Origin of the sequence: Dorea sp. BIOML-A1, assembly GCF_009875615.1 — a bacterium.
Taxonomy (GTDB): Bacteria; Bacillota; Clostridia; order Lachnospirales; family Lachnospiraceae; genus Dorea_A; species Dorea_A amylophila.
This window is the reverse complement of record NZ_WWSA01000043.1, coordinates 1-22,642: the sequence shown is the minus strand read 5'-3', so window position 1 is coordinate 22,642 and position 22,642 is coordinate 1. Positions and strand designations below refer to the sequence as shown.

Below are 22,642 nucleotides of genomic sequence, written 5' to 3'. Positions count from 1 at the left end.
GGAAAAAAGTTAGGAATGTGGAAAACTTGATAAAAGAAAAACCCGGACTTCTGCCCGGGACTTTGTCTACAGTCTGAAAGGGGTAATGTTTCATGTGAAACATTACCCCTTTTGTAAAACTTAATATTATTTACTGGTGATACAGGCAGAACACTAGCAGTTGTCGCTTAGCAATATGTCTATCTGCTCTAAAAATGCATCAGCATTTTCCCGCTGTGGCAGTAATCCACAGCCTGCAATTTCAATATGCTCAATGGATGGGAGAACATTACAGTATTCTTCAGCTTTTTCGAAAGTTTCCGGTGCATTTTTCCCGGAAATCACGGCAATAGAAGTTGCAAGTCCTTCGAGACAATGAGCAATATTTACTGTTGTATAATGACCTAAAATGCTAGAGTAGAGATATCTGCATTCAGCAGAATCCGAAAGTGCAGTGTTACGCGCGCCAACATTATAGATGAATGTTCCATATATAGGAAGATTTATAATACTTGCGAGCAGCTTTGACTTATGGTTTGGTGCTTTTGCAAGTGTACGGATGCTTTCCGGACAAACAAGGATTATATGACCAATCTGATCGGCAATGTTCTGACAGGCAGCTGTTACAAAAGAAACAGATGCTCCGGTTGCAACGATATCTGTTTTTTCTCCAATGATATCGCGAATGAAATCAGTGAGAAGCTGGACATAGAGATAGCAGGTGTATGTGATGGCAGGTTTATCAGATTTTCCGCATCCAAGAAGATCTATGGTATACACAGTGTGCTCTCTGGAAAGAGTATCGATTACTTTGTCCCATTCCATTGAAGAACTGTAATGATTCAGATCATGGATGAGAAGAAGAGGAGAGCCGCTTCCTGTCTTTTGATAATATATATTTCCAAATTTCCAATTGTAGTAGTTGGATGAGTCTTCTTCTGAGGGTTCATCAGAGGTGTTGAATATGAATTTGTTTATTACGTGGAACGCCAGGGTTGTTGTTCCGATTGCTGTCGAGATGAACAATAATGTCTTTTTCCAGTTCATGTTGATACCTCACTTTCTTACTACTAATTATACTATATTTACTTATAAATTGGAAGATTGCCTTTGCAAAATGAACGCAAAATGAACATCTGTGTAATCAAAGAAAATGTTTCACGTGAAACATTAAAAAATAAAAAGAATGGAAAAGCATAAAGATAACGAAAATAACAAATAGAACAGATTCATATTTATGAAAAATGGAAAAACTATGTTTCACGTGAAACATTTTATGGATAAGTACCTGGAAAAGTGATATACTAATATCATGTAAAAAAAGGGAAGGTGATAATTGAATGGGACGAGTTATAGCCGTTGCGAACCAAAAAGGTGGTGTTGGAAAAACAACGACAGCTATTAATCTGTCGGCATGCCTTGCTGAAAAAGGCCAGAAAGTTCTTGCTATCGATATGGATCCGCAGGGAAATATGACGAGTGGATTAGGAATAGACAAAGATGAAGTTGAAAAGAATATCTATGATCTTATGATTGGACAGGTTGGTGTAGAGGAAGTGCTTCAAAAAGAAGCAATTGAAAACCTGGATATTATTCCGACAAGTATTGATCTGTCAGCGGCAGAAATTGAATTGATCGGTGTGGATGATAAAGAATTTATCATCAGAAACGCTATTGCACCAATCAAAGACAATTATGATTATATTATTATTGATTGTCCACCATCGTTGAGTATGCTGACAATTAATGCTATGACAACAGCTGATTCGGTGCTGGTACCGATTCAGTGTGAGTACTATGCGCTGGAGGGATTGAGCCAGTTAATACATACAGTTGAACTGGTGAAAGAAAGATTGAATCCAATTCTGGAAATAGAAGGTGTTGTATTTACAATGTATGATGCACGAACGAATCTTTCACTTCAGGTTGTAGAAAATGTAAAAGAGAACCTGCAACAGAACATCTATAAAACGATTATTCCTAGAAATATCCGGTTGGCAGAAGCACCAAGTTATGGAATGCCGATCAATCTGTATGATCCAAAGTCTACAGGCGCAAGCGCATACCAGAGACTTGCTGATGAAGTGATGAATAGAGAGTAACTAAAAGATGTGATGTAGGAGGGAACGAATGCCAATTAAGAAAAAAGGTCTGGGAAAAGGTCTGGACAGTCTGATCCCAGATAATAAGAGCATAAAGTCTGTAACACCTGACAAATCTGCTGAAGCAAAGAAAGAAGCAGAAGAAAAAGCAGGCGTGCAGACGATGAAGATCAATGAGGTTGAGCCGAACAGGGATCAGCCGAGAAAGAATTTTGATGAAGATGCTCTCCTTGAACTTTCGGATTCCATCAAACAGTTCGGTGTATTACAGCCGCTGCTTGTTCGGAAAAGAAAGGATTACTACGAAATCATTGCCGGTGAAAGAAGATGGAGAGCTGCAAAACTTGCCGGGGTAAAGGAAGTTCCTGTAATTGTAAAAGAATATACAGATCAGGAAATTCTTGAAATCGGTCTGATTGAAAATATCCAGAGAGAGAACCTGAATCCAATTGAAGAAGCAATTGCATTTAAGAGACTTTTGGAGGAATTCAATCTGAAACAGGATGAAGTTGCAGAACGAGTATCGAAGAGCAGAACTGCGGTAACAAACTCTATGAGACTGTTGAAGTTAAGTGATAAAGTACAGCAGATGATAATTGACGATATGATTTCTACAGGGCATGCGAGAGCGCTTCTCGCAATTGATGATCCGGAACTTCAGTATACACTGGCAAATAAGATATTTGACGAGAAACTCAGTGTGAGGGAGACTGAGAAGCTTGTGAAAGAGATCAAGAATCCGAAAAAACCAAAAGAGAAGAAGGTAATGGAGAATGCGTTCATTTACCAGGATCTGGAAGAAAAGATGAAAGGTGTATTCGGAACAAAAGTCAGTATAGCATCAAAAGGAAAGGGAAAAGGTAAGATAGAGATAGAATATTATTCAGATGATGAATTAGAACATCTGTTCGATATGATGATGAGCATTAAAAGAGGAGAGTAATTGAATATGGATAGCAAAATACTGAAAGCACTTGGTATCGATCCGGCATTGATATTTTTATTTTTGCTGGTACTGATTGTTATATTATTCGTTCTGTATGTAAATGTAACAATGAAGTATAATCGGTTGAAAAGCAGCTATACGACGTTTATGCGTGGGAAAGATGGAAAGACACTGGAAGAAAGCATGATGTCAGGATTTTCGGATGTAGAAGCAGTTTTGAAATACACAAAGCAGAATCGTACAGACATCCAAAAGCTGAACAAAAAGATGGAGAAGTCTTACCAGAAGGTTGGTATTGTCAAGTATGATGCATTTAATGAAATGGGTGGAAAGCTCAGCTTTGCACTTGCAATGCTGGACAATAATAATACCGGATGGATCCTCAATGCAATGCACAGCAGAGAGGGCTGTTACACTTACGTAAAAGAGATTGTAAAAGGGGAAAGCTATGTAGAACTTGCTGAGGAAGAAGCAGAAGCACTGGATAAGGCTATTTTCGAAGATGGATATGAAGAAGAAGTCAATAAGGCAGTTGCTTCTGTAACAGGAAGTATGAAAATGGCAAAATCCGGTCCGGCAAAGAACGGAAATCAGAAAAACAGTAATGCAAGAAGTGCAAAACAGGCATCTGGAAAGGCAAATAATGGAAAAATCCTGAATACAAGAACCAGCAGTATGCGTCCAGATATGGCAAGACCTGAAAAAAATAGAAAATAGCAGATCATATAACAGATATGAGAGCAGGAGGAGTTTAGAAAAATGTTAGATATCAAATTTGTAAGAAATAATCCGGATGTGGTAAAACAGAACATCAAAAATAAGTTCCAGGATGAGAAATTACCTTTGGTAGATGAGGTTATAGAACTGGATCAGAAGAATAGAGATATTAAGGGAGAAGTAGAAGCACTTCGTGCAGAAAAGAATAAAATCTCTAAACAGATCGGTGCATGTATGGCACAGGGAAAGAAAGAAGAAGCGGAAGAATTAAAGAGAAAAGTAGCTGAGAGTGCTGCAAGAATCGAAGAACTTTCCAAAGAAGAAAAAGAAGTAGAAGAGAAACTGAAACAGAATATGATGATCATTCCGAACATCATCGATCCTTCTGTACCAATCGGAAAAGATGACAGTCAGAATGTAGAAATTGAAAAATTCGGTGAGCCTTTTGTTCCTGATTTCGAGATTCCATACCATACAGAGATCATGGAAGCATTTGACGGAATCGATCTTGAGAGCGCCGGAAGAGTAGCGGGAAATGGATTCTATTATCTGATGGGTGATATCGCAAGAATTCATTCTTCTGTACTTGCATATGCAAGAGACTTTATGATCAATCGTGGATTTACTTACTGTGTACCACCTTTCATGATCAGAAGCAACGTTGTAACAGGTGTTATGAGCTTCGCAGAGATGGATTCTATGATGTACAAGATCGAGGGAGAAGATCTGTACCTGATTGGAACAAGTGAGCACTCTATGATCGGTAAATTCATCGACACAATGCTGGAAGAAAAACAGCTTCCACAGACACTTACAAGCTATTCACCATGTTTCCGTAAAGAAAAAGGAGCTCATGGTATCGAGGAACGTGGAGTATACAGAATCCACCAGTTCGAGAAACAGGAAATGATCGTTGTATGTAAACCGGAAGAAAGCAAGATCTGGTATGATAAATTATGGCAGAACACGGTAGATCTGTTCCGTTCACTGGATATCCCGGTACGTACATTAGAGTGCTGCTCAGGTGACCTGGCAGATCTGAAGGTAAAATCTTGTGACGTGGAAGCATGGTCTCCAAGACAGAAGAAATACTTCGAAGTAGGAAGTTGTTCTAACCTTGGTGATGCACAAGCAAGAAGACTTGGTATCCGTGTCAAAGGTGAAGACGGAACAAAATATTTCGCACATACACTGAACAATACAGTTGTGGCTCCACCGAGAATGCTGATCGCATTCCTGGAAAACAACCTTCAGGAAGATGGATCTGTTAAGATTCCTAAGGCATTACAGCCATACATGGGCGGAACAGAGAAGCTTGTACCTAAAAAATAGGAAGTTATAAGGATAAGCGTATGCATCAATATTTGAAATCCATTGGATTTGGAAATATCAGAGACAAAAAACAGTTAATACAGATTATAAGAGATGTGGAAGAATCCTATACGGGACATCAGCTTGTCACGCAGGATGAAATGACGGATCTTTGTGAATTTGATAAAGAATATGGAGAAGGTATCGGGATCAAGGTGTGCGGAGATATGGATATCGACGAACAGTTTGATTACCGCTATTATGCTCCGTATTTCACAGGATCCGGCGTAACATCTTATGCAAATGTCAGTGTGGAACGAAGGATAGACCGTGAAGCATATGTAGGCATTTGTGAGGATACAAAAGTCGGCATCAACCTGGTATTCTATCTGCAGAATATGATGGAATATCTGAGAGAGAGGCAGATAGGCGGAAGAAGTATCAAGTATTCTTCTGTTACTTTGTCCGGACTCTGTAATGAGGGAACCATCCTGCTTCCGGTGAGGAAAAGCAAGGAGCAGGAACGGGAACAGCAGGAAGAGGTGCACAACCGCATGCTGTTGTTGAGTGCAGCCAGAACAGGTGATCCGCAGGCAATCGAAAGTCTTACACTGGATGATATGGATACCTATTCCAAAGTATCGAAAAGACTGATATCGGAAGATGTATTTACCATTGTGGATACATACATTATGCCGTATGGAATCGAATGCGACCGGTATTCGATCATGGGCGAGATCTTGGAATATCGTCTTACCAGAAATGAGATTACAAGGGAAGATATCTGCATTATGAAATTGGATGTGAACGGATTATTATTCGATGTATGTGTACCAAAAAGAGAAGTCATGGGCGAACCGGCAGTCGGACGCAGATTCAAAGGAAATGTGTGGCTGCAGGGAAAAATCAATTTCTGAATGTGGATAAGAACAGTAAAATGTGGATAAATATTTCAGAATGATACAGGGGTGGGGATATCCATCCCTGTATTGACTTTTGTGAGATTAATGGTAAAATAGACATGTGTCGTCATAGCTCAGCTGGATAGAGCACTCGCCTCCTAAGAGAAAGCCGAGGCATTCCCCAAAGGGAAAAATGAAAAACAACTTTCAGTTCGAATCTATTCTGAAAAATGCTAATGGTGACAACAAAGCATTCCCCAAATTGGGGAACGTTCTAATGTTACCAAATCAAAAAAATCTGTAGATTGACAACTCGAAATAGAGTTGATAATCTTATATATGGCCGAAGGGAAAAATCCCAGAAACCCAGTAAAATCAAGGGTTTGCGGCATGTGTCGTCATAGCTCAGCTGGATAGAGCACTCGCCTCCTAAGCGAGGGGTCGGAGGTTCAAATCCTCTTGGCGACGGGCTTCAAAGCGTTCGAAAATGTTAGCTGGATTAGCTGACAGCGAACGCTTTTGTTATTTTCTAATCACGTTCGTGACACAAAATTCCATTCAAAATGATCAATTTCCAGCTAACGCAATCCGATTTTTGTTAGCTGACAGCTAATCAAAATTACCGGTTTGCAAACATGGGTTTTAAGAAGTCCAGCTAACATTTGGGTTCCGCTCCGTTGTCACCCCTTATTCGGGGATGTAAATCAGAGAAAAGGCGGGAAAAGAAACAATCTCTCCCAAACCTGCAAACTGGAATTAGCTGAAACAGTATTCAATTCTATTAGCTGTAGCTAATGGTCAAACAGCAATGTCTGTTTGGAACTTTACTATCTATAAAAGTTCCAGGCAGGCATTTTTTATTTCCTGAATCCTGGAGGAAAGGAGTCAAGATGACTGAGCCAAACAGACAATCAGGAGAAAACGAAGAAAGAATCATAGAAATTGAGATTGAGCGTCTTCGTCCGTTCAAAGAGCACCCGTTTCAGGTAAAAGATGATAAGGAAATGTTTCTTTTGCAGGAAAGCATTGAGAAGTATGGAATTTTAAATCCGCTGATCGTCAGACCAGTACCGGATGGATACTATGAGATCATATCCGGTCACAGAAGAAAACATGCTGCGGAGAAACTGGGATACCGTAAAGTACCGGTAATCATCCGGGTATTAAGTGAAGATGATTCCATCTTGAGCATGGTAGATTCCAATCTTCACAGAGAACGGATCAGCTACAGTGAAAAAGCTTTTGCTTACAAACTGAAGAATGACGTATTAAAAAGAAAAAGTGGTCGAAAAAAGAGCCAAGTTGACCACAAAACACCAAGAAAGCGGGCAATAGAAATCATCAGTGAAGATTGTGGTGATAGCCCAAAACAAGTGCAGCGTTATATTTCACTGACAAAACTGATACCGGAAATGTTGCAGAAACTGGATGATGAGATTATTTCTTTTTGTCCGGCTGTAGAGATAGCTGCATTAAGTGAAAAAGAACAAAGAGAACTGCTTGTAGCAATGGAGTATGCACAGGCAATCCCATCACTCTCACAGGCCCAGAGGATCCGGCAACTGAGTAAAGAAAAACAGTTGTCACTGGAAAAGATGGAAGAGATCATGTGTGAAGTGAAAAAGGGTGAGATCACAAGAGTGGCATTCACAAACGAGCAGTTGCACAAGTATTTTCCAAATTCTTATACACCGGCAATGATGAAACGGGAAATACTGGCACTGTTGAAATTATGGAAAAAAGAATCATGGGAAAGTTAAAGGAGGAAGAAATCATGTGTAAAGTTATATCCGTAGTAAACCAGAAAGGTGGCGTCGGAAAGACCACCACAACCGTAAATGTAGGCATTGGACTGGCAAGAGAAGGTAAGAAAGTGTTGTTGATCGACGCGGATCCACAGGGAAGTTTAACCGCAAGTCTTGGATATGAGGAACCGGATGATCTTCGCATCACATTGGCAACGATCATGATGGATGTCATCAACGAAGAAGAAATCTCTCTGGAAGATGGGATTTTACATCACCAGGAAAATGTAGATCTTCTCCCGGCAAATATTGAGCTTTCCGCACTGGAAGTAACGATGGGAAATGTTATGAGCAGAGAAATGATCATGAAAGAATATATCGATGCGATACGATGCCGATACGATTATATCCTGATCGACTGTATGCCGAGCCTTGGTATGATGACAATCAATGCACTGGTCTCTTCCGATTCTGTGTTGATACCTGTGCAAGCCGCATATCTGCCGGTGAAAGGACTTCAGCAGCTGATCAAGACCATTCTTACAGTAAAGAAAAGACTGAACCGGAAACTGGCGATTGAGGGCATTCTCCTGACCATGGTAGATTTCAGAACCAATTACGCAAGGGATATTGCATCGAGAGTACATACAACCTACGGAAGTCAGATCGAGGTATTTGAAAATGTGATCCCGATGTCTGTAAAAGCTGCTGAGACCAGTGCAGAGGGAAAAAGCATCTACATGCACTGCCCGAAAGGAAAAGTTGCCGAAGCATATAAGAACTTAACACAGGAGGTTTTGAAAAATGAAAAATAGAAGTGGCGAAAAGATTAAATTGGCAAGCATTGATGAACTGCTGGGTGTGGTAAATGAAGAATCTGCAATGGAGATAGAAATCAGTAAGATCCATCCGTTTAAAAATCATCCGTTCAAGGTGCTGGATGATGAAAAGATGCAGGATCTGGTTGAAAGTGTAAGGATCAATGGAGTACTGACACCGGTACTGCTTCGAATGGATGATAATGAAGAATATGAAATGGTATCCGGTCATAGAAGAATGCATGCAGCACAGCTTGCAGGACTTACGACTATTCCGGCAATCGTAAGAGAATTATCGGATGATGATGCCGTGATTGCGATGGTGGACGCTAACATTCAGCGAGAGGAACTGTTGCCCAGTGAGAAAGCCTTTGCTTATAAGATGAAACTTGATGCAATGAAAAGACAGGGGAGTCGGACAGATTTAACTTTGTGCCAAAGTGGCACGAAGTCGAGAACAGATCAGTTATTAGGAGAACAGGTTGGAGAAAGTGCACGAAGTGTTCAGCGGTATATCCGACTGACAGAATTAATTCCGGAACTTCTTGATCTGGTAGATAACAAAAAGCTTCAATTCACGGTTGCTGTCGATATCTCCTATATCGACAAGGAAGTACAGGAATGGATTTACGAATATATCAGCGACACCGGATTTATCAAGCCAAAACAGATTGCAGCACTCAGAAATCAGCTGAATGATGGACCAATCAATCAGATCCAGATGTTATCAATTTTCAATAACTGTGTGATGGCAAAGAAAGTATCCCGGTCTCTTACTTTCTCAGAAAAGAAACTGACAAAGTACTTTCCGGATGATTATACAGCCAAAGATATGGAGCAGGTGATTGAATCATTATTAGAAAAATGGATGCAGGAACAGTCCTGTTAAGGATAGAAAAAGCTAAGAAAACAAAGTCAAAGAAGTTTAAAAAGAGGACTTCTTAGCAGAAAATGAAAGGAGGAAATTATGGAGAAAAAAATGACATTTAATTATTTTTACGGTACCGAAGCTGATCAGTTCAGCTTCTACCGCATACCAAAAGCATTATTTACAGACAGTTATTTTAAAGATTTATCGAGCGATGCTAAAATTTTATATGGACTGATGTTGGATCGAATGTCTCTTTCCATCAAGAATCAGTGGTTTGACGACAAAAACAGAGCATATATCTACTTTTCCATCGAAGATATCATGGAATTACTGAACTGTGGCAGAAATAAAGCCATTAAATCCATGAGAGAACTGGATGACGAAACAGGAATTGGTCTGATTGAGAAACGCAGACAGGGATTTGGAAAGGTGAACGTTATCTACGTGAAAACCTTTATGCCTGAGAAAACAGATGAGAAAAAATTTGGAGAGGAATCACAGAAGTTTAAAAAACAAACTTCTGTGGAAAATGAGGAATCTACAGAAGTTTACAATTCAAACTTCATGAAGTCCAAAAATCAAACTTCTAGAGGTCCCGAAAACAAACTTCAAGAAGTTTACATTTCAAACCCTAATAATACTAATCTTAGTGATACTGAAATGAATGATAATAAATCTAATCAAATCGTATCTGCAGATGAGAATCGATCCGATGGCGATAACCGCTCTGAGGATTATCAGGCTTATGAAAACCTTGTCAAAGAGACCATTGATTATGAATCACTGGAAGTAACCCATCATGACGATATGCGGCAGGTAGATGAAATCGTGAACCTGATCGTAGAGACTGTGATGTGTAAAAATGACAAGATCTTGATTGCCAGCAACTGGTATCCGGCATCACTGGTGAAGAAAAAATTTCTGATGCTGACCTATTCACATATCGAGTATGTCTTACACTGTATGAGTGGTAACACCACAAAGGTGAAGAACATCAAGAAATATTTATTAGCAGCCCTGTTTAATGCACCGTCAACGATGAACGGGTATTATCAGGCAGAGGTGAACCATGATATGCCAGGACTGGTAAGATAGGAGGTGCACATGTTTATTTTAAAACTTGCTGGAAAGATATTATTACTGCCGGTATGGCTGATCCTTTTTGTGATCGGCCTGGCAGTGAAGATGACAGTACAGACTTATGCGGTTGTAAGGGGAATCCTTGGATTTATATTCACTTTATTGATTATAGCGACTGCATACTGTTATCATGACTGGGTACAGGTTGCATTTCTATTTTCGCTGAGTGTAATTCTGTATCTGATCCTGTTTGCAGGAGTGTTTGTAGATACTGTACTGGACATGACAAGAGAACGTATTATTGATTTTATTATATCGTGAGGAGAATATGAAAATGAGCGAAAACAAGGATTATATTCAGTTACCACCACTAAAAAAAGACACACCGTCCGATGTGGTAGCATTTATCTGGGAGTACATGAAAGTACCGGAGAACTCAAGAGAAAAAGTTAAGAATCTGCTTAAAGATGCAAATGAAAATGGCGTAAAATTAAGTCATCAGGCACCAACACTGTATGATGTTGTTCCAAAAAAAGAAATTGCTGAATTTGAAGAGCTTATGCGCAAAACCATAGCTGACATTGTATCAGAAGCCAGTAGCGTTGCCTGTTGGGTGTATGTGCAGAAATATGTGAAGCACAAAACCCTAAACGAAATGCTGCAAGAATTGCCAGACGTAGGTCAATTCATCCTAGCTATGGATATCTGGTTTGCAAAACTGATGGAGAAATAATCTAGGAAAATAGTTTAAAGTTTACATGTTATGATCATGTATGAAGTTGGAACAAAATAAAAGAATTGTGCTATAATATTGTTCAAGAAAAAGCTCATTGACATATTTCAATCTATTTAGGAGGATAAACAATCATGTGTACAGCAGCAACTTATAAAACAAAAGATTTTTACTTTGGACGAACCCTCGATTATGAATTCTCTTATGGTGATCAGATAGTAATTACACCACGTAATTATGCGTTTAATTTTCGCCATGTTGGCGATATGAAAAATCATTATGCAATTATTGGAATGGCTCATGTTGCTGAGGATTATCCTTTGTATTATGATGCTATGAATGAAAAAGGAGTGGCAATGGCAGGACTGAATTTTGTCGGAAATGCTGTTTATGCCGCGATTAAGCCAGATGTGGAAAATATTGCACAGTTTGAATTTATTCCGTGGATTTTAAGTCAGTGTTCTTCTTTAGTTGAAGTTCGCGAGCTTCTTGAACGAATTAATATTGTTAATACTCCTTTCAGCGAGCAATTACCATTAGCACAATTACACTGGATCATTTCTGATGAGAATGAGTCAATTACGGTAGAATCTATGTCAGATGGTTTGCATATTTATGACAATCCAGTAGGAGTGCTTACGAATAATCCTCCATTTCCACAGCAGATGTTTCAACTAAATAATTATATGTATTTATCTCCTAAACAGCCCAGAAATACTTTCTGCGAAAATTTGGCTCTTGATGCATATAGTAGAGGTATGGGAGGATTAGGTCTTCCGGGAGATCTCTCATCTTCCTCACGCTTTGTACGTGTAGCTTTTACAAAGGTAAATGCAATTTCAGGTGAATCAGAGGAAGAAAGCGTTAGCCAATTCTTCCACATTCTCGGATCTGTGGATCAGCAACGAGGATGTTGCGAAGTAGCGGATGGAAAATATGAAATCACATTGTATACGTCGTGTTGTAATGTTACAAAAGGTATTTATTATTACAATACTTATGAAAACCATCAGATCAGTGCAGTAGATATGCATGTAGAAAATCTGGATAGTGATAAAATGATTTGTTATCCAGTAATTCAAGGAGAACGAATCAACTATCAAAATAAATAATGTTTTGAAATCAGGGATGAGGTAGAAAGGAAAGTTCCATGACAAAAGATGAAGTAAAAAAACTCAGGATGAACAGTCCGGAATCACTACAGTTTTTAAATAATGCTACAAAATTTTATAATTTAATGATGATGTATCGTTGTGCTATTCGGGAGATACAAACTAAACTTGAGGTTTTGGATGATGAATTTTCAGTTGAGAACAATCGAAATCCTATTTCTTTTATAAAAACAAGAATTAAGCAGCCCAATAGTATTTACGATAAACTGCAGAAGATGGGATATGAATTTACAACAGAAAATATACAGACATATCTCAATGATGTAGCAGGCGTTCGAATAGTTTGTGCGTTTATTGACGATATTTATATGATATCAGATTTGATTACCCAACAGGATGATATTAAAGTTATTGAAATAAAAGATTATATAAAAAATCCAAAATCGAATGGTTATCGAAGCTATCATATGATTGTTGAAATACCAGTATTTTTTGCTAAGGGTAAAACACCTATGCGTGTAGAATTACAGATTCGAACCAATGGTATGGATTTCTGGGCAACATTGGAACATCAACTTCGCTATAAAAAAGGAATTGAAGAAATGCCTGGCTATGATGAGATAAGTGAAGAATTACTTCATTCTGCAAGAGCTATCATTGAAGCAGATAATGAAATGCAGAGAATAAAAGACAAAATTGGTATGTTCCACGAAATTTAGGAAGAAAACTGAGCAAGTAGGAAGGTGGAATATATATGAAACAAGATACTTTAGAGGGCAAAGCAAAAACAAAAAATGGGGTAAAACGGCTGTGTTTTTCCATAATCTGCATTCTTCTGGAAGTGATTTTTATTATTACTATCGTAACACGCTTGAATGAATATGCAGAAATCATAAATTTATTTACAAGGATTTTGAGTGGGATCTTGGTTTTGGGATTGTACGCATCAAATAAGACATCCTCTATGAAAATGCCTTGGGTCATCTTAATTCTAATTTTCCCAATTATGGGTGTAGGCCTGTATTTGTTGATTGGTTTGAATGGTGGCACACATAAAATGCGTGAGCGATATGCAGAAATTGATAGCAAATTGTTACCAATGCTTCCGGACAGTCAGGAGTGTTTGAGCAAAATAAAAGAAACAATTCCGAAAGCAGGAAATATAGCAAGTTACATACAAAGAAATTCGCAGTATCCAATCTATCAGAATACGGATATTGTGTATTTTGATGAAGCAGTGAAAGGATTAGAGGCACAGCTTAAGGATTTGGAGAAAGCACAGAAGTTTATCTTTATGGAATATCATGCGATAGAAGACGCTGAAGCATGGCATAAGATTCAAGATGTTCTGGAAGAGCGAGTAAAAGCAGGTGTGGAAGTTAGAGTATTCTACGATGATATGGGTTCTATAGGCTTTATTAACACAGATTTTGTGAAAAAGATGGAAGCAATAGGAATTCATTGCCGTGTATTCAATCCGTTTATGCCAGGTTTAAATCTGTTTTTGAACAATCGTGATCATAGAAAAATAACAGTTATTGATGGAAAAGTCGGATTTACAGGTGGATATAATCTAGCAAACGAATATTTTAATTACACACACCCGTATGGACAGTGGAAAGATACAGGTATTCGTTTAGAAGGAGATGCTGTTCAGTCGCTTACGGTGACATTTTTGGAAATGTGGAATGCAGTAAGTGATAAGGATGCTAATGATTCTGATTTTAGTAAATACCTTTTCCACTATGATTATGCGGCACAGCAAACTGGGTTTGTTCAACCTTATGCAGACAGCCCTATGGATAATGAGCAAGTAGGAGAAGAAGTTTATATCAGTATGATAAATAAAGCTGAAAAATATTGTTGGTTTATGACTCCATATCTAATCATAACAGATGAAATGACGCATGCGTTATGTCTGGCTGCTAAGCGAGGGGTAGACGTAAGAATTATCACACCTGGTATCCCTGATAAAAAATTCATTTATAATATAACTCGTTCTTTTTATCATGGATTAGTTAAACATGGTGTTCGTGTTTATGAGTGGACTCCTGGTTTCTGCCATGCAAAAATGAGTGTGGCAGATGACTGTATGGCAACTTGTGGAACAATTAATCTGGATTATCGAAGTTTATATCACCATTTTGAAAACGGCTGTTTTATGGCAGATTGTCAGGCAGTTGTGGAAATAAAAAATGATCTGATAAGAACGATGGGAGAATGTCGTGATGTGACAGACCAATATCAAACCGGACGAAGTGCATATTTGCGACTGGGACAATTATTTATGAGATTATTTGCTGGATTGCTATAAGAATCTGATGAAACGACCTTTCAAAAAACAGTTGATTTAGAAGTTAACTGTTTTTGAAAGGCCGTTTTTGCTATATCTAACAGTCTGTTGTACAAAGAAGATTTTGCATGGATAGTGATTAATACAACGGAGTAAGAAAAGCTCCTTCATATATTAGAATAAAAATATGACTGTTTCTTTAAAAAGAAGCCGGTCATATTTTTTTATGAAAAATAAATTTTGTTGAGGTTAAATTGAGATTGACTTTGTATTGTATAAGTATGAAATAAAAAGGAAGCAGGTGATGTACAATGAAAAAGCATAAAATATGTAAAATCCTTCTTGTTATACTGGCAATTTTTTTATGTGTGGCTTTTTATGAATTGCTCGGAATCTGCGTTGCATATAAAAAGCAGCCGGAAGTGTCCAATACAACCAAAAAAGAAACAAAAAATGGGTCATGGAACGAATGCAGTGAAAATACAGAACGGGCAGTAATCATAGAAAAGAATCCAGAAGCGCTTTTACAAAGAGTGCGTTTGATCAAGAATGCAAAAAAGGAAATTATTCTTTCTACTTTTGCATTTCAATCCGATGAAAGTGGAAAATTGATTTTAGGAGCACTGCATGATGCGGCAGACAGAGGTGTACATATTCGTCTGTTAGTAGATGGAATGGAGAGCTGGATTGATATGGAAGGAAATCCGTATTTCTATGGATTATCTTCCCATGAGAATGTTGAAATTAAACTGTATAATAAGGCCAATCCGTTGAAACCGTGGAAAATGATGGGTAGAATGCATGATAAATATTTGATTGCAGATGGAAAGAGATATATTCTTGGGGGAAGAAATACATATAATTATTTCCTGGGTGATTTTCCGGGACATAAGAACTATGACAGAGACGTGTTAGTGGTTTGCGATGAACCTGAGAAAGAAAATTCAGTTAACCAGTTGTCAGAGTATTTTGAAACCATATGGAATCAGGAAGACAGTGGTTATTTTCATAACAATAAAAAACTGGCAAATAGAAAATCTGTAAAGAACGCAGTTTTAGAGCTGCAGAACAGCTATCAGAAATATTTTGAAGAGAATAAGGAAAGAATCTGCGAGACCGATTATACGGACGAAACTTTTGAGACAGAAAAGATTACATTAGTGTCAAATCCTATTCACACAGGTTCCAAAGAACCAGTAGTGTGGTATCAGTTGGGAGAATTGATGAAAAATGCAAAAGATCGTGTGAAGATCCACACGCCATATATTATCTGTAATGATATGATGTATAATACATGGGAGGAGATTGCAGAGAACGTTTCAGATTTTTCTATCATGACAAATTCAGTTGCGAATAATGGGAATCCATTTGGGGCTGCCGATTATGCGAAAAACAGAAATAGAATCTTAAGTACAGGAATTAATATCTGGGAATATGAAGGCGGTTATTCATACCACGGAAAAAGTATTCTCATTGACGATGATCTGTCTGTAATCGGTTCCTTTAATATGGACATGAGAAGTGCATATCTGGATACGGAACTGATGCTTGTAATTCGCAGTAAAGATATTAATAAACAGTTGGAAGAGGGCATGATGGAATATGAAAAAGTGTCCCGCCAGATATTAGAAGGCGGAATTTATAATGATCCATATCATGTAGAGCCAATCGAATTAACAAAGAAACGTCAGAGAAAAATATTTTTGGTACAGCATCTGCTTGGATGGGCAAGGTATCTGTTTTAATAAGGAGGAAGGAAAACGTGTTTCAAATATTGATTGTAGAAGATGATAAAGAATTAAGCCAGCTATTCCAAAAAGTGCTTGAGAAGAATGGATATCAAGTCAAAAGTGCATCGGATGGAGCACAGGCATTAGAAGTATTGGATAAGGAATATATTGATCTGATCATTTCTGATATTATGATGCCGGTTATGGATGGCTATGAACTGGTGTCAGAACTTCGTTCAGTAGGATATCAGATACCAGTGCTTATGATCACTGCGAAAGGTTCCTTTGATGATATGCGCCAGGGATTTCTTTCGGGAAGTGACGATTATATGGTAAAACCGGTAAATGTGAATGAAATGGTTTTAAGAGTCGGAGCACTGCTTCGCCGTGCACAGATACTGAATGAACACAAAATTGTGATCGGTTCAACAGAGTTTGATTATGATGCAATGACGGTTACAACTGATAAGGAAAGTCTTGTTTTGCCTAAAAAAGAATTCCTGCTTTTATATAAGCTTGCAGCTTCGCCAGGCAGAACATTTACAAAACAACAGTTGATGGATGAAGTATGGGGATACGAGACGGAGGCAGACCCACATACGATAGAGGTACATATAGGAAGAATCAGAGAGCGTTTTAAAGATAACTCTGATTTTGAAATCGTAACAATGCGTGGAATTGGATACAAGGTGGTGAAAAAATAATGGAACAAAAGAAAGAAAAAGGATTGCGGATCCGGTCCTGTCTGACTGGTGCAATCTGGCTGGCACTTGTATTTTCAACAGTCATATCTGCTTTATTATTTGCTTTTTTGAATCATTTTTTTAATCTGCCGGGCAGCATACCTGTGCTTGGCTGGCTTTTGATTTTTAATACATTGATTGCAGGGCTGATCACTTCCTTTATTAATGCAAAGTTACTGGAACCAATTACCAGACTTAGTAAAGCAATGAAGAAAGTTTCTCAGGGAGATTTTGAACAGCATTTGGAAACGAACAGCCGTATAGCAGAAGTTGGAGAATCTTATCAAAGTTTTAACGTTATGACAAAAGAACTTCGTGCAACAGAGGTGCTGCAGATGGATTTTGTATCTAATGTTTCTCATGAGTTTAAGACCCCGATTAATGCCATTGAAGGATATACAATGCTGCTTCAGGGAGAAGAACTGTCTCAGGATCAAGAGGAATATGTAGAAAAAATCTTATTTAACACCCAAAGACTTTCCGGATTGGTTGGTAATATTTTGCTGTTATCCAAGTTAGAGAATCAGAATATACCAATGAAAAAAACAGAATATCGTCTGGATGAACAGATCCGCCAGGCATTTCTTTCATTGGAAACAAAATGGACAGAAAAAGAAATTGGTTTTCAGGTAGAATTGGAGGAAGTTAAATATACTGGGAATGAAGGACTTTTTATGCATATCTGGATAAATCTTTTGGATAATGCGATTAAGTTCAGCCCTTCAAAGGGGACAATTACGATGTTTCTGAAACAAGAACAGGATTCTGTTAAGTTCATTCTGGAAGATGAAGGACCAGGAATAGAGGATGATGTAAAATCCAGAATATTTGACAAGTTCTATCAGGTAGATGGATCTCATAAAGCAGAAGGAAATGGCCTAGGTCTTGCACTTGTAAAACGGATTGTAGATAGTGCCGGAGGAACAATCAAAGCAGAAAACCGTGAATATGGTGGATGCAGATTTGTTATAGAGCTGCCAAAGCAGAAAGATGAGATTATATAGTTTTAAGATAAATTAGAAGATGGGAGGATTTATATGACATTTTATCAGGAGTTGCAGTTAAATCAGGCGGGTTCTAAAAAACTGTTGAAAAAGAGTGAAACACTAAAAGAAAAATTATATCATATGTGGGTATATCTGGTGAAGATAGCTGTTACAATGGCATTTTGTTTTTTCTTTGTTAGTATTTTCAGCATCCTATTTGGAAATGAGAACAGCATTGTAGGTGTAGTAGTCTTATTATGTCTCATGGTGTTTAGAAATGCGGATCTGGGGATCCACACCGGACAATCTACGATGCTTTTGGCTTTGTTCTTTGTAATTATGACTGTATGTCCGCATTTAGCAAATCAGTTTTCACCGGTATTGGGAATGCTGTTAAATATTGCGGCACTGGCTGTGTTGATTCTGTTCGGATGCCATAATCCATTCATGTTTAATCAATCTACATTGGTTCTTGGGTATCTGCTGCTATATGGTTATGATGTTACGGGAAAAAGCTATCAGATGCGATTAGTCGGAATGGCTTTAGGTGCAGCACTTACCTGCTTTGTATTTTATCGAAATCATAAAAAAAGAACTTATAAAAGAAATCTGAAAGATCTGATACAAGAATTTGATATCACTTCTTCCAGAACAAAATGGCAGATATGTCAGATTTTATGCGTACCGATTGTCCTTTGCATTGCAGAACTTTGTAATATGCCACGTGCAATGTGGGCTGGTATTGCGGCCATGTCCGCGATTTTGCCGTTTATGGAAGATATGCACTACAGAGTCCGTAAAAGGATTGTCGGAAATATTGCAGGTGTTATATGTTTTACAGTATTATATTTTCTGCTTCCTTCGTCAATCTATGCATATATAGGAATTCTTGGTGGAATCGGTGTAGGATTTTCAGCACAATATGGCTGGCAGGCAGTATTTAACACATTTGGTGCTTTAGCCATTGCTGCAGAGACTTATGGACTACAAGGAGCGGTTAGTCTTAGAGTGATTCAAAATGTTTTTGGTGTTGTGTTTGCTTTAGCATTTTGTGTTATATTTTATTGGTTTATGTCTAAAAAAAAGGAAAGTGAGGTGACCGTACATGCAGAGTGAAGTGAATCAGGAAGAAAATTTGAATAGAATTATTACGGTTCCTAATCTTCTTTCTTTTTTTCGGCTTTGTCTGATTCCGGTAATTATATGGAGTTATTGTGTAAAGAAAAATCCTCTGTTAGCTGGTGAAATCTTATTGCTGTCTGGCCTTACGGATCTTGCTGATGGATATATCGCAAGAAGATTCCATAGGATTAGTAATTTAGGAAAAATACTTGATCCGGTGGCTGATAAGCTGACACAGGCAGCGATGTTAATCTGTCTGTTTACTCGTTTTCCGCATATGCTTCTTTTAATCGTAATAATGGCAGGTAAGGAGCTGTATATGGCAGTCAGTGGATGTCTTGTGATACGAAAGACAGGAAAAGTACACGGTGCAGACTGGCATGGAAAGATAGTAACCTTTTTATTATATGGAACTGCAGCGGTGCATATTATATGGTTCCACATTACACCTATGGTATCAGATCTGTTGATTGGTTTGTGCGCTATAATGATGGTCATATCGGTCGCTCTGTATATTATCCAGAATACCAGGACTCTTAAGGGAGAGACTGTATAAGCAATTTTATATTGCAATGACTAGAAAAATATTTAGGAGAGGATAGATATAAACAGTAAGTCAAACACACAAACTATGGAGTCTTTAGTCGGTTTAATAAAATTTTAGATAGAAAATAAATCATTATAAAAAGATCCTGTTCATACTATGATATATAGAACAGGATCTTTATTTACTTTATTTCGCCAGGAAATTGCTCTGAATCTCCATCGGCATATGATAAGCCTGGCCTCGTTTTGTCAGGCTGTATAATTTAAAGCTCATTAGTTCCGGAGTCGCATTCAATGAACTGCAGAGTCCGAAATAATCCAGGTCCTCGTTCTGAACCATATCTTCGATTTCCTCATCTTCAATCAGCAGATCGGCAGCAAACAGATTGGCCTGGTATTCTGTATTATCCGTCATATTGTAGAGTGTATCATCTTGCATACCTGGGTTGGATTTATCTTTATGGTAATTGTGTTAGTAGTTGTAATGCAGATATTTGAAAAGGTGAAAGAACAGCTGCTTAAATGGACAATTGATTAAAATTAAATGAAGATGAAAATATAGGGAAGTTGTGGTATATGGATGTGTATCACAGCTTCCCTTTTTTAACAAAAGCTAAATGCGTTTCATAAGTTACACTGCAATGTCCGGTGTCCAGTAGATATTATTTATCAATCTCACTCAGTGCAGCTTCATCAGCAACGATTGTTACATCATTATGTAACTGAAGGATGGAAGCCGGTACTTCCGGAGTGATTGCTCCATAGAGTACTTGCCTGTTGGGTGTATGTGCAGAAATATGTGAAACAGAAAACTCTGGACGAAATGCTGCAAGAATTGCCAGATGTAGGCCAATTTATCATTGCTATTGGATAGCTGGTTTGAAAGACTGATGGCGGAAGAATAGATGCTGTGATAGAATGAAGAAAAATGATAAGTTAATAAAATGATATCAAAAAAATTTACATCTGATAAGGAGAAGGAAAATAGATGGAAAGTGTGAATTATGAATATTTTGATTCAGAGAATGATTATTCAAAAAATCCTAATGCAACCAAACATAGATCATTTAACGTTTCAAGAGGAGATTTTAGTAAATATGCTATTTTAAATGGATTTTACGGAAAAAAACTGATTTCTCGAGATGCAAGAAAATTTTATTCATCAATGTGTAGAATGGCAGTAAAAAAGGAAAAAGGGTTTTATGTAATTTCAGATGAGTATGAATTTGCGGAAACTTCATATAAAAATGTAATTTCTTTTGCCATGGGTATGTTAGCAACAAGAATTATTGCAAATGAAATATATAACATTAACAAATTATATCATTTTACAGATAAGAGTTTTAAAGGAACGTTGGTGAATGGAAAAATGGCACCAGATTGGATCGGAGTTGATGGGCAAAAAAAAGTATTTTTATTTGAAAGTAAGGGGACTTGTAATAAGAATGTTAGGAAAAAGACAATCGAGCATGCAAAAGTACAATTAAATAATGTGGGTTCAATTAAGGATACATCAACAAACCAGATGTATTACCCACAAAAAGATAGCAAACATGTAATTTGTTCATGTTTTGACGCATACTCTGGTATAGATAAAGTATGGAATATACATGATGTGGATCCAGAAGGAAAGGGAGAAGTTAACTTAGAAATTAATTTTGATAAAGAATGCTTTATGTATTATCAAGCATTTGTTTCGTATGTGGATTCATTAAATCAGGTATATCAATGTGAGTCTGTAAAAAATCAAAAATACTATTGTTGGGTGTATGAAGATGAAAAATATTGTATTCTTGAAGAAATATATAATTCGATGAAATCAGGACAATTTAATGAACAGAATAGATATCGTAATTTTAATAATTATGTAAACGAGAAACTTAGTGATATAGAGTAGCCAGAACAGTTTTCACATGATGGAATCTCTTCCTATGAAGATGGAATAGTAGTTTGTAGTTCAGTTTCTTGGCGAGATAAGCTGCACTAAGAAGATATTTTTGTTTTTGTTCTCATACTCCTCCTTCCGCTGAGACTATTCCTCCCGCCGGGAGTTCACGTATTTCAATATCGGCTGTCCCTTCCGATATTAGAAATAGTGCTGTGAACACCTTTAGGTGGAACCAACAGACAAGTGAAACGTCTGTTATTGAGAGGGTATGGGGAAATCCCCATCAAGATAAATCCCATAGGAGAACAGGATGGCAAACGACATTACTGTTAAACATGGGTGGATCTTGCTCTGTATGTGTACCCCTCTATATAACGAAACGCTCAGAGGCTGTTTTACAGTGGGGGAAAAGAAAAAATATCAAAAAAATGATGATTAATGGTGAGCTTGTGATAGAATGAAAAAAAGAGAAAAGCATAAAGGATGTAGTTGTGGAGAAAATTTGTTATGATTAGAAAGTTGCTGAACGGAGATATCGATAGAGTTGCTGACATATGGTTAAAGACAAATCTGAAAGCACATTATTTTATTTCCAATCAATACTGGAAAAGTAATTATGAATTAGTAAAAGAAATGATGTCACAATACGAAGTTTATGTGTTTGAAGCAGATAAAATGACACAAGGATTTGTAGGACTAAATGATAAATATATAGAAGGTATTTTTGTCTCCGATGAAATGCAGTCATGTGGCATAGGTAAGCTTTTATTAGATTATGTTAAGGATAAAAAAGTTAGCTTACGATTAAATGTATACCAGAAGAATGCCAGAGCAATTTCTTTTTACCAAAGAGAAGCGTTCATTATTCAATGTGAAGGCTTGGATGAAGCTACTGGTGAAAAAGAGTACACTATGCTATGGAAACGAAAATAGAAATCGGGATTTGTAGTAAAGGAGGTTTACAATGGGGTTTTGGATTTTTATGTTGATTATGGATTTGCTTCTTCCATTTACGATG

At 37.5% G+C, this 22,642-nt stretch carries 22 protein-coding genes, 1 tRNA gene and 2 pseudogenes; 22 read left to right on the top strand and 3 right to left on the bottom strand.

Annotated elements, in window-relative coordinates; translation table 11 throughout:
• Window positions 1-153: 153 nt before the first annotated feature.
• Window positions 154-1,026, bottom strand: a complete 873-nt coding sequence (locus GT508_RS13375) for an alpha/beta fold hydrolase (protein ID WP_161144441.1) — start codon at window positions 1,024-1,026, stop codon at window positions 154-156.
• Between the two features lie 293 nt (window positions 1,027-1,319).
• On the opposite strand from GT508_RS13375, the gene GT508_RS13370 reads away from it, so the two are divergent.
• The 20 genes and pseudogenes from GT508_RS13370 to GT508_RS13275 all read left to right on the top strand — a co-directional run bounded on the left by GT508_RS13370 (window position 1,320) and on the right by GT508_RS13275 (window position 19,746).
• Window positions 1,320-2,081, top strand: a complete 762-nt coding sequence (locus tag GT508_RS13370) for a ParA family protein (protein ID WP_144100839.1) — start codon at window positions 1,320-1,322, stop codon at window positions 2,079-2,081.
• 28 nt (window positions 2,082-2,109) lie between these two features.
• On the top strand, window positions 2,110-3,024 hold the full coding sequence (locus tag GT508_RS13365; protein WP_118224845.1) for a ParB/RepB/Spo0J family partition protein: 915 nt from the start codon (window positions 2,110-2,112) through the stop codon (window positions 3,022-3,024).
• 6 nt (window positions 3,025-3,030) lie between these two features.
• A pseudogene (locus tag GT508_RS13360) lies at window positions 3,031-3,540 on the top strand (DUF4446 family protein); the annotation flags it as partial.
• A gap of 246 nt (window positions 3,541-3,786) precedes the next feature.
• Window positions 3,787-5,076, top strand: coding sequence for a serine--tRNA ligase (gene serS, locus GT508_RS13355; RefSeq protein ID WP_006427141.1), 1,290 nt, complete (start codon window positions 3,787-3,789; stop codon window positions 5,074-5,076).
• A gap of 20 nt (window positions 5,077-5,096) precedes the next feature.
• Window positions 5,097-5,972, top strand: a complete 876-nt coding sequence (locus GT508_RS13350; protein WP_161144440.1) for a DUF3881 family protein — start codon at window positions 5,097-5,099, stop codon at window positions 5,970-5,972.
• A gap of 379 nt (window positions 5,973-6,351) precedes the next feature.
• A tRNA-Arg gene (locus tag GT508_RS13345) sits at window positions 6,352-6,425 on the top strand.
• A gap of 326 nt (window positions 6,426-6,751) precedes the next feature.
• On the top strand, window positions 6,752-7,717 hold the full coding sequence (locus GT508_RS13340; RefSeq protein WP_055160129.1) for a ParB/RepB/Spo0J family partition protein: 966 nt from the start codon (window positions 6,752-6,754) through the stop codon (window positions 7,715-7,717).
• Window positions 7,718-7,731: 14 nt separating this feature from the next.
• Entirely contained in the window at window positions 7,732-8,517 is a 786-nt protein-coding gene (locus GT508_RS13335) for a ParA family protein (RefSeq protein ID WP_055148854.1), read from the top strand.
• A complete protein-coding gene (locus GT508_RS13330; protein ID WP_101872287.1) occupies window positions 8,507-9,409 on the top strand; it encodes a ParB/RepB/Spo0J family partition protein in 903 nt (300 codons plus the stop codon). Before GT508_RS13335 ends, GT508_RS13330 begins: the two co-directional genes overlap by 11 nt.
• A 78-nt stretch (window positions 9,410-9,487) precedes the next feature.
• Window positions 9,488-10,486 carry a DUF6017 domain-containing protein gene (locus GT508_RS13325; protein ID WP_055215080.1) on the top strand — a complete coding sequence of 333 codons (999 nt, stop codon included), beginning with the start codon at window positions 9,488-9,490 and terminating at the stop codon, window positions 10,484-10,486.
• A 9-nt stretch (window positions 10,487-10,495) separates the two neighbouring features.
• Window positions 10,496-10,792: a hypothetical protein gene (locus tag GT508_RS13320; protein WP_005334864.1), complete on the top strand. Its 297-nt coding sequence runs from the start codon at window positions 10,496-10,498 to the stop codon at window positions 10,790-10,792.
• A gap of 7 nt (window positions 10,793-10,799) precedes the next feature.
• Window positions 10,800-11,204 carry a hypothetical protein gene (locus tag GT508_RS13315; protein ID WP_139009185.1) on the top strand — a complete coding sequence of 135 codons (405 nt, stop codon included), beginning with the start codon at window positions 10,800-10,802 and terminating at the stop codon, window positions 11,202-11,204.
• A gap of 134 nt (window positions 11,205-11,338) precedes the next feature.
• The gene (gene bsh / locus GT508_RS13310; RefSeq protein WP_005347230.1) at window positions 11,339-12,316 is read left to right on the top strand and encodes a choloylglycine hydrolase; all 978 of its coding nucleotides are present in this window, start codon (window positions 11,339-11,341) and stop codon (window positions 12,314-12,316) included.
• A gap of 38 nt (window positions 12,317-12,354) precedes the next feature.
• Window positions 12,355-13,035, top strand: a complete 681-nt coding sequence (locus tag GT508_RS13305; protein WP_005360232.1) for a GTP pyrophosphokinase — start codon at window positions 12,355-12,357, stop codon at window positions 13,033-13,035.
• 35 nt (window positions 13,036-13,070) lie between these two features.
• Window positions 13,071-14,630, top strand: a complete 1,560-nt coding sequence (cls, locus tag GT508_RS13300) for a cardiolipin synthase (protein WP_055166960.1) — start codon at window positions 13,071-13,073, stop codon at window positions 14,628-14,630.
• 290 nt (window positions 14,631-14,920) lie between these two features.
• Window positions 14,921-16,354 carry a phospholipase D family protein gene (locus GT508_RS13295; protein ID WP_161144439.1) on the top strand — a complete coding sequence of 478 codons (1,434 nt, stop codon included), beginning with the start codon at window positions 14,921-14,923 and terminating at the stop codon, window positions 16,352-16,354.
• Entirely contained in the window at window positions 16,333-17,043 is a 711-nt protein-coding gene (locus tag GT508_RS13290) for a response regulator transcription factor (protein ID WP_161144438.1), read from the top strand. The genes GT508_RS13295 and GT508_RS13290 overlap by 22 nt, the downstream gene beginning before the upstream one ends.
• Window positions 17,043-18,086: a HAMP domain-containing sensor histidine kinase gene (locus tag GT508_RS13285; RefSeq protein ID WP_055053945.1), complete on the top strand. Its 1,044-nt coding sequence runs from the start codon at window positions 17,043-17,045 to the stop codon at window positions 18,084-18,086. The genes GT508_RS13290 and GT508_RS13285 overlap by 1 nt, the downstream gene beginning before the upstream one ends.
• A gap of 33 nt (window positions 18,087-18,119) precedes the next feature.
• Window positions 18,120-19,184, top strand: coding sequence for an FUSC family protein (locus GT508_RS13280; RefSeq protein ID WP_055195607.1), 1,065 nt, complete (start codon window positions 18,120-18,122; stop codon window positions 19,182-19,184).
• The gene (locus GT508_RS13275) at window positions 19,174-19,746 is read left to right on the top strand and encodes a CDP-alcohol phosphatidyltransferase family protein (protein ID WP_055248537.1); all 573 of its coding nucleotides are present in this window, start codon (window positions 19,174-19,176) and stop codon (window positions 19,744-19,746) included. The genes GT508_RS13280 and GT508_RS13275 overlap by 11 nt, the downstream gene beginning before the upstream one ends.
• Window positions 19,747-19,923: 177 nt before the next feature.
• Here GT508_RS13275 and GT508_RS13270 read toward each other — a convergent pair whose 3' ends face one another.
• Together GT508_RS13270 and GT508_RS15100 are read right to left on the bottom strand one after the other, a co-directional pair.
• Window positions 19,924-20,151, bottom strand: coding sequence for an ImmA/IrrE family metallo-endopeptidase (locus tag GT508_RS13270; RefSeq protein WP_242853941.1), 228 nt, complete (start codon window positions 20,149-20,151; stop codon window positions 19,924-19,926).
• Between the two features lie 247 nt (window positions 20,152-20,398).
• A pseudogene (locus GT508_RS15100) lies at window positions 20,399-20,497 on the bottom strand (glucosamine-6-phosphate deaminase); the annotation flags it as partial.
• 227 nt (window positions 20,498-20,724) lie between these two features.
• Here GT508_RS15100 and GT508_RS13265 point away from each other — a divergent pair.
• Both GT508_RS13265 and GT508_RS13260 read left to right on the top strand, forming a co-directional pair.
• Entirely contained in the window at window positions 20,725-21,633 is a 909-nt protein-coding gene (locus tag GT508_RS13265) for a hypothetical protein (protein ID WP_161144437.1), read from the top strand.
• Between the two features lie 498 nt (window positions 21,634-22,131).
• Window positions 22,132-22,557 carry a GNAT family N-acetyltransferase gene (locus tag GT508_RS13260; RefSeq protein WP_161144436.1) on the top strand — a complete coding sequence of 142 codons (426 nt, stop codon included), beginning with the start codon at window positions 22,132-22,134 and terminating at the stop codon, window positions 22,555-22,557.
• Window positions 22,558-22,642 lie beyond the last annotated feature (85 nt).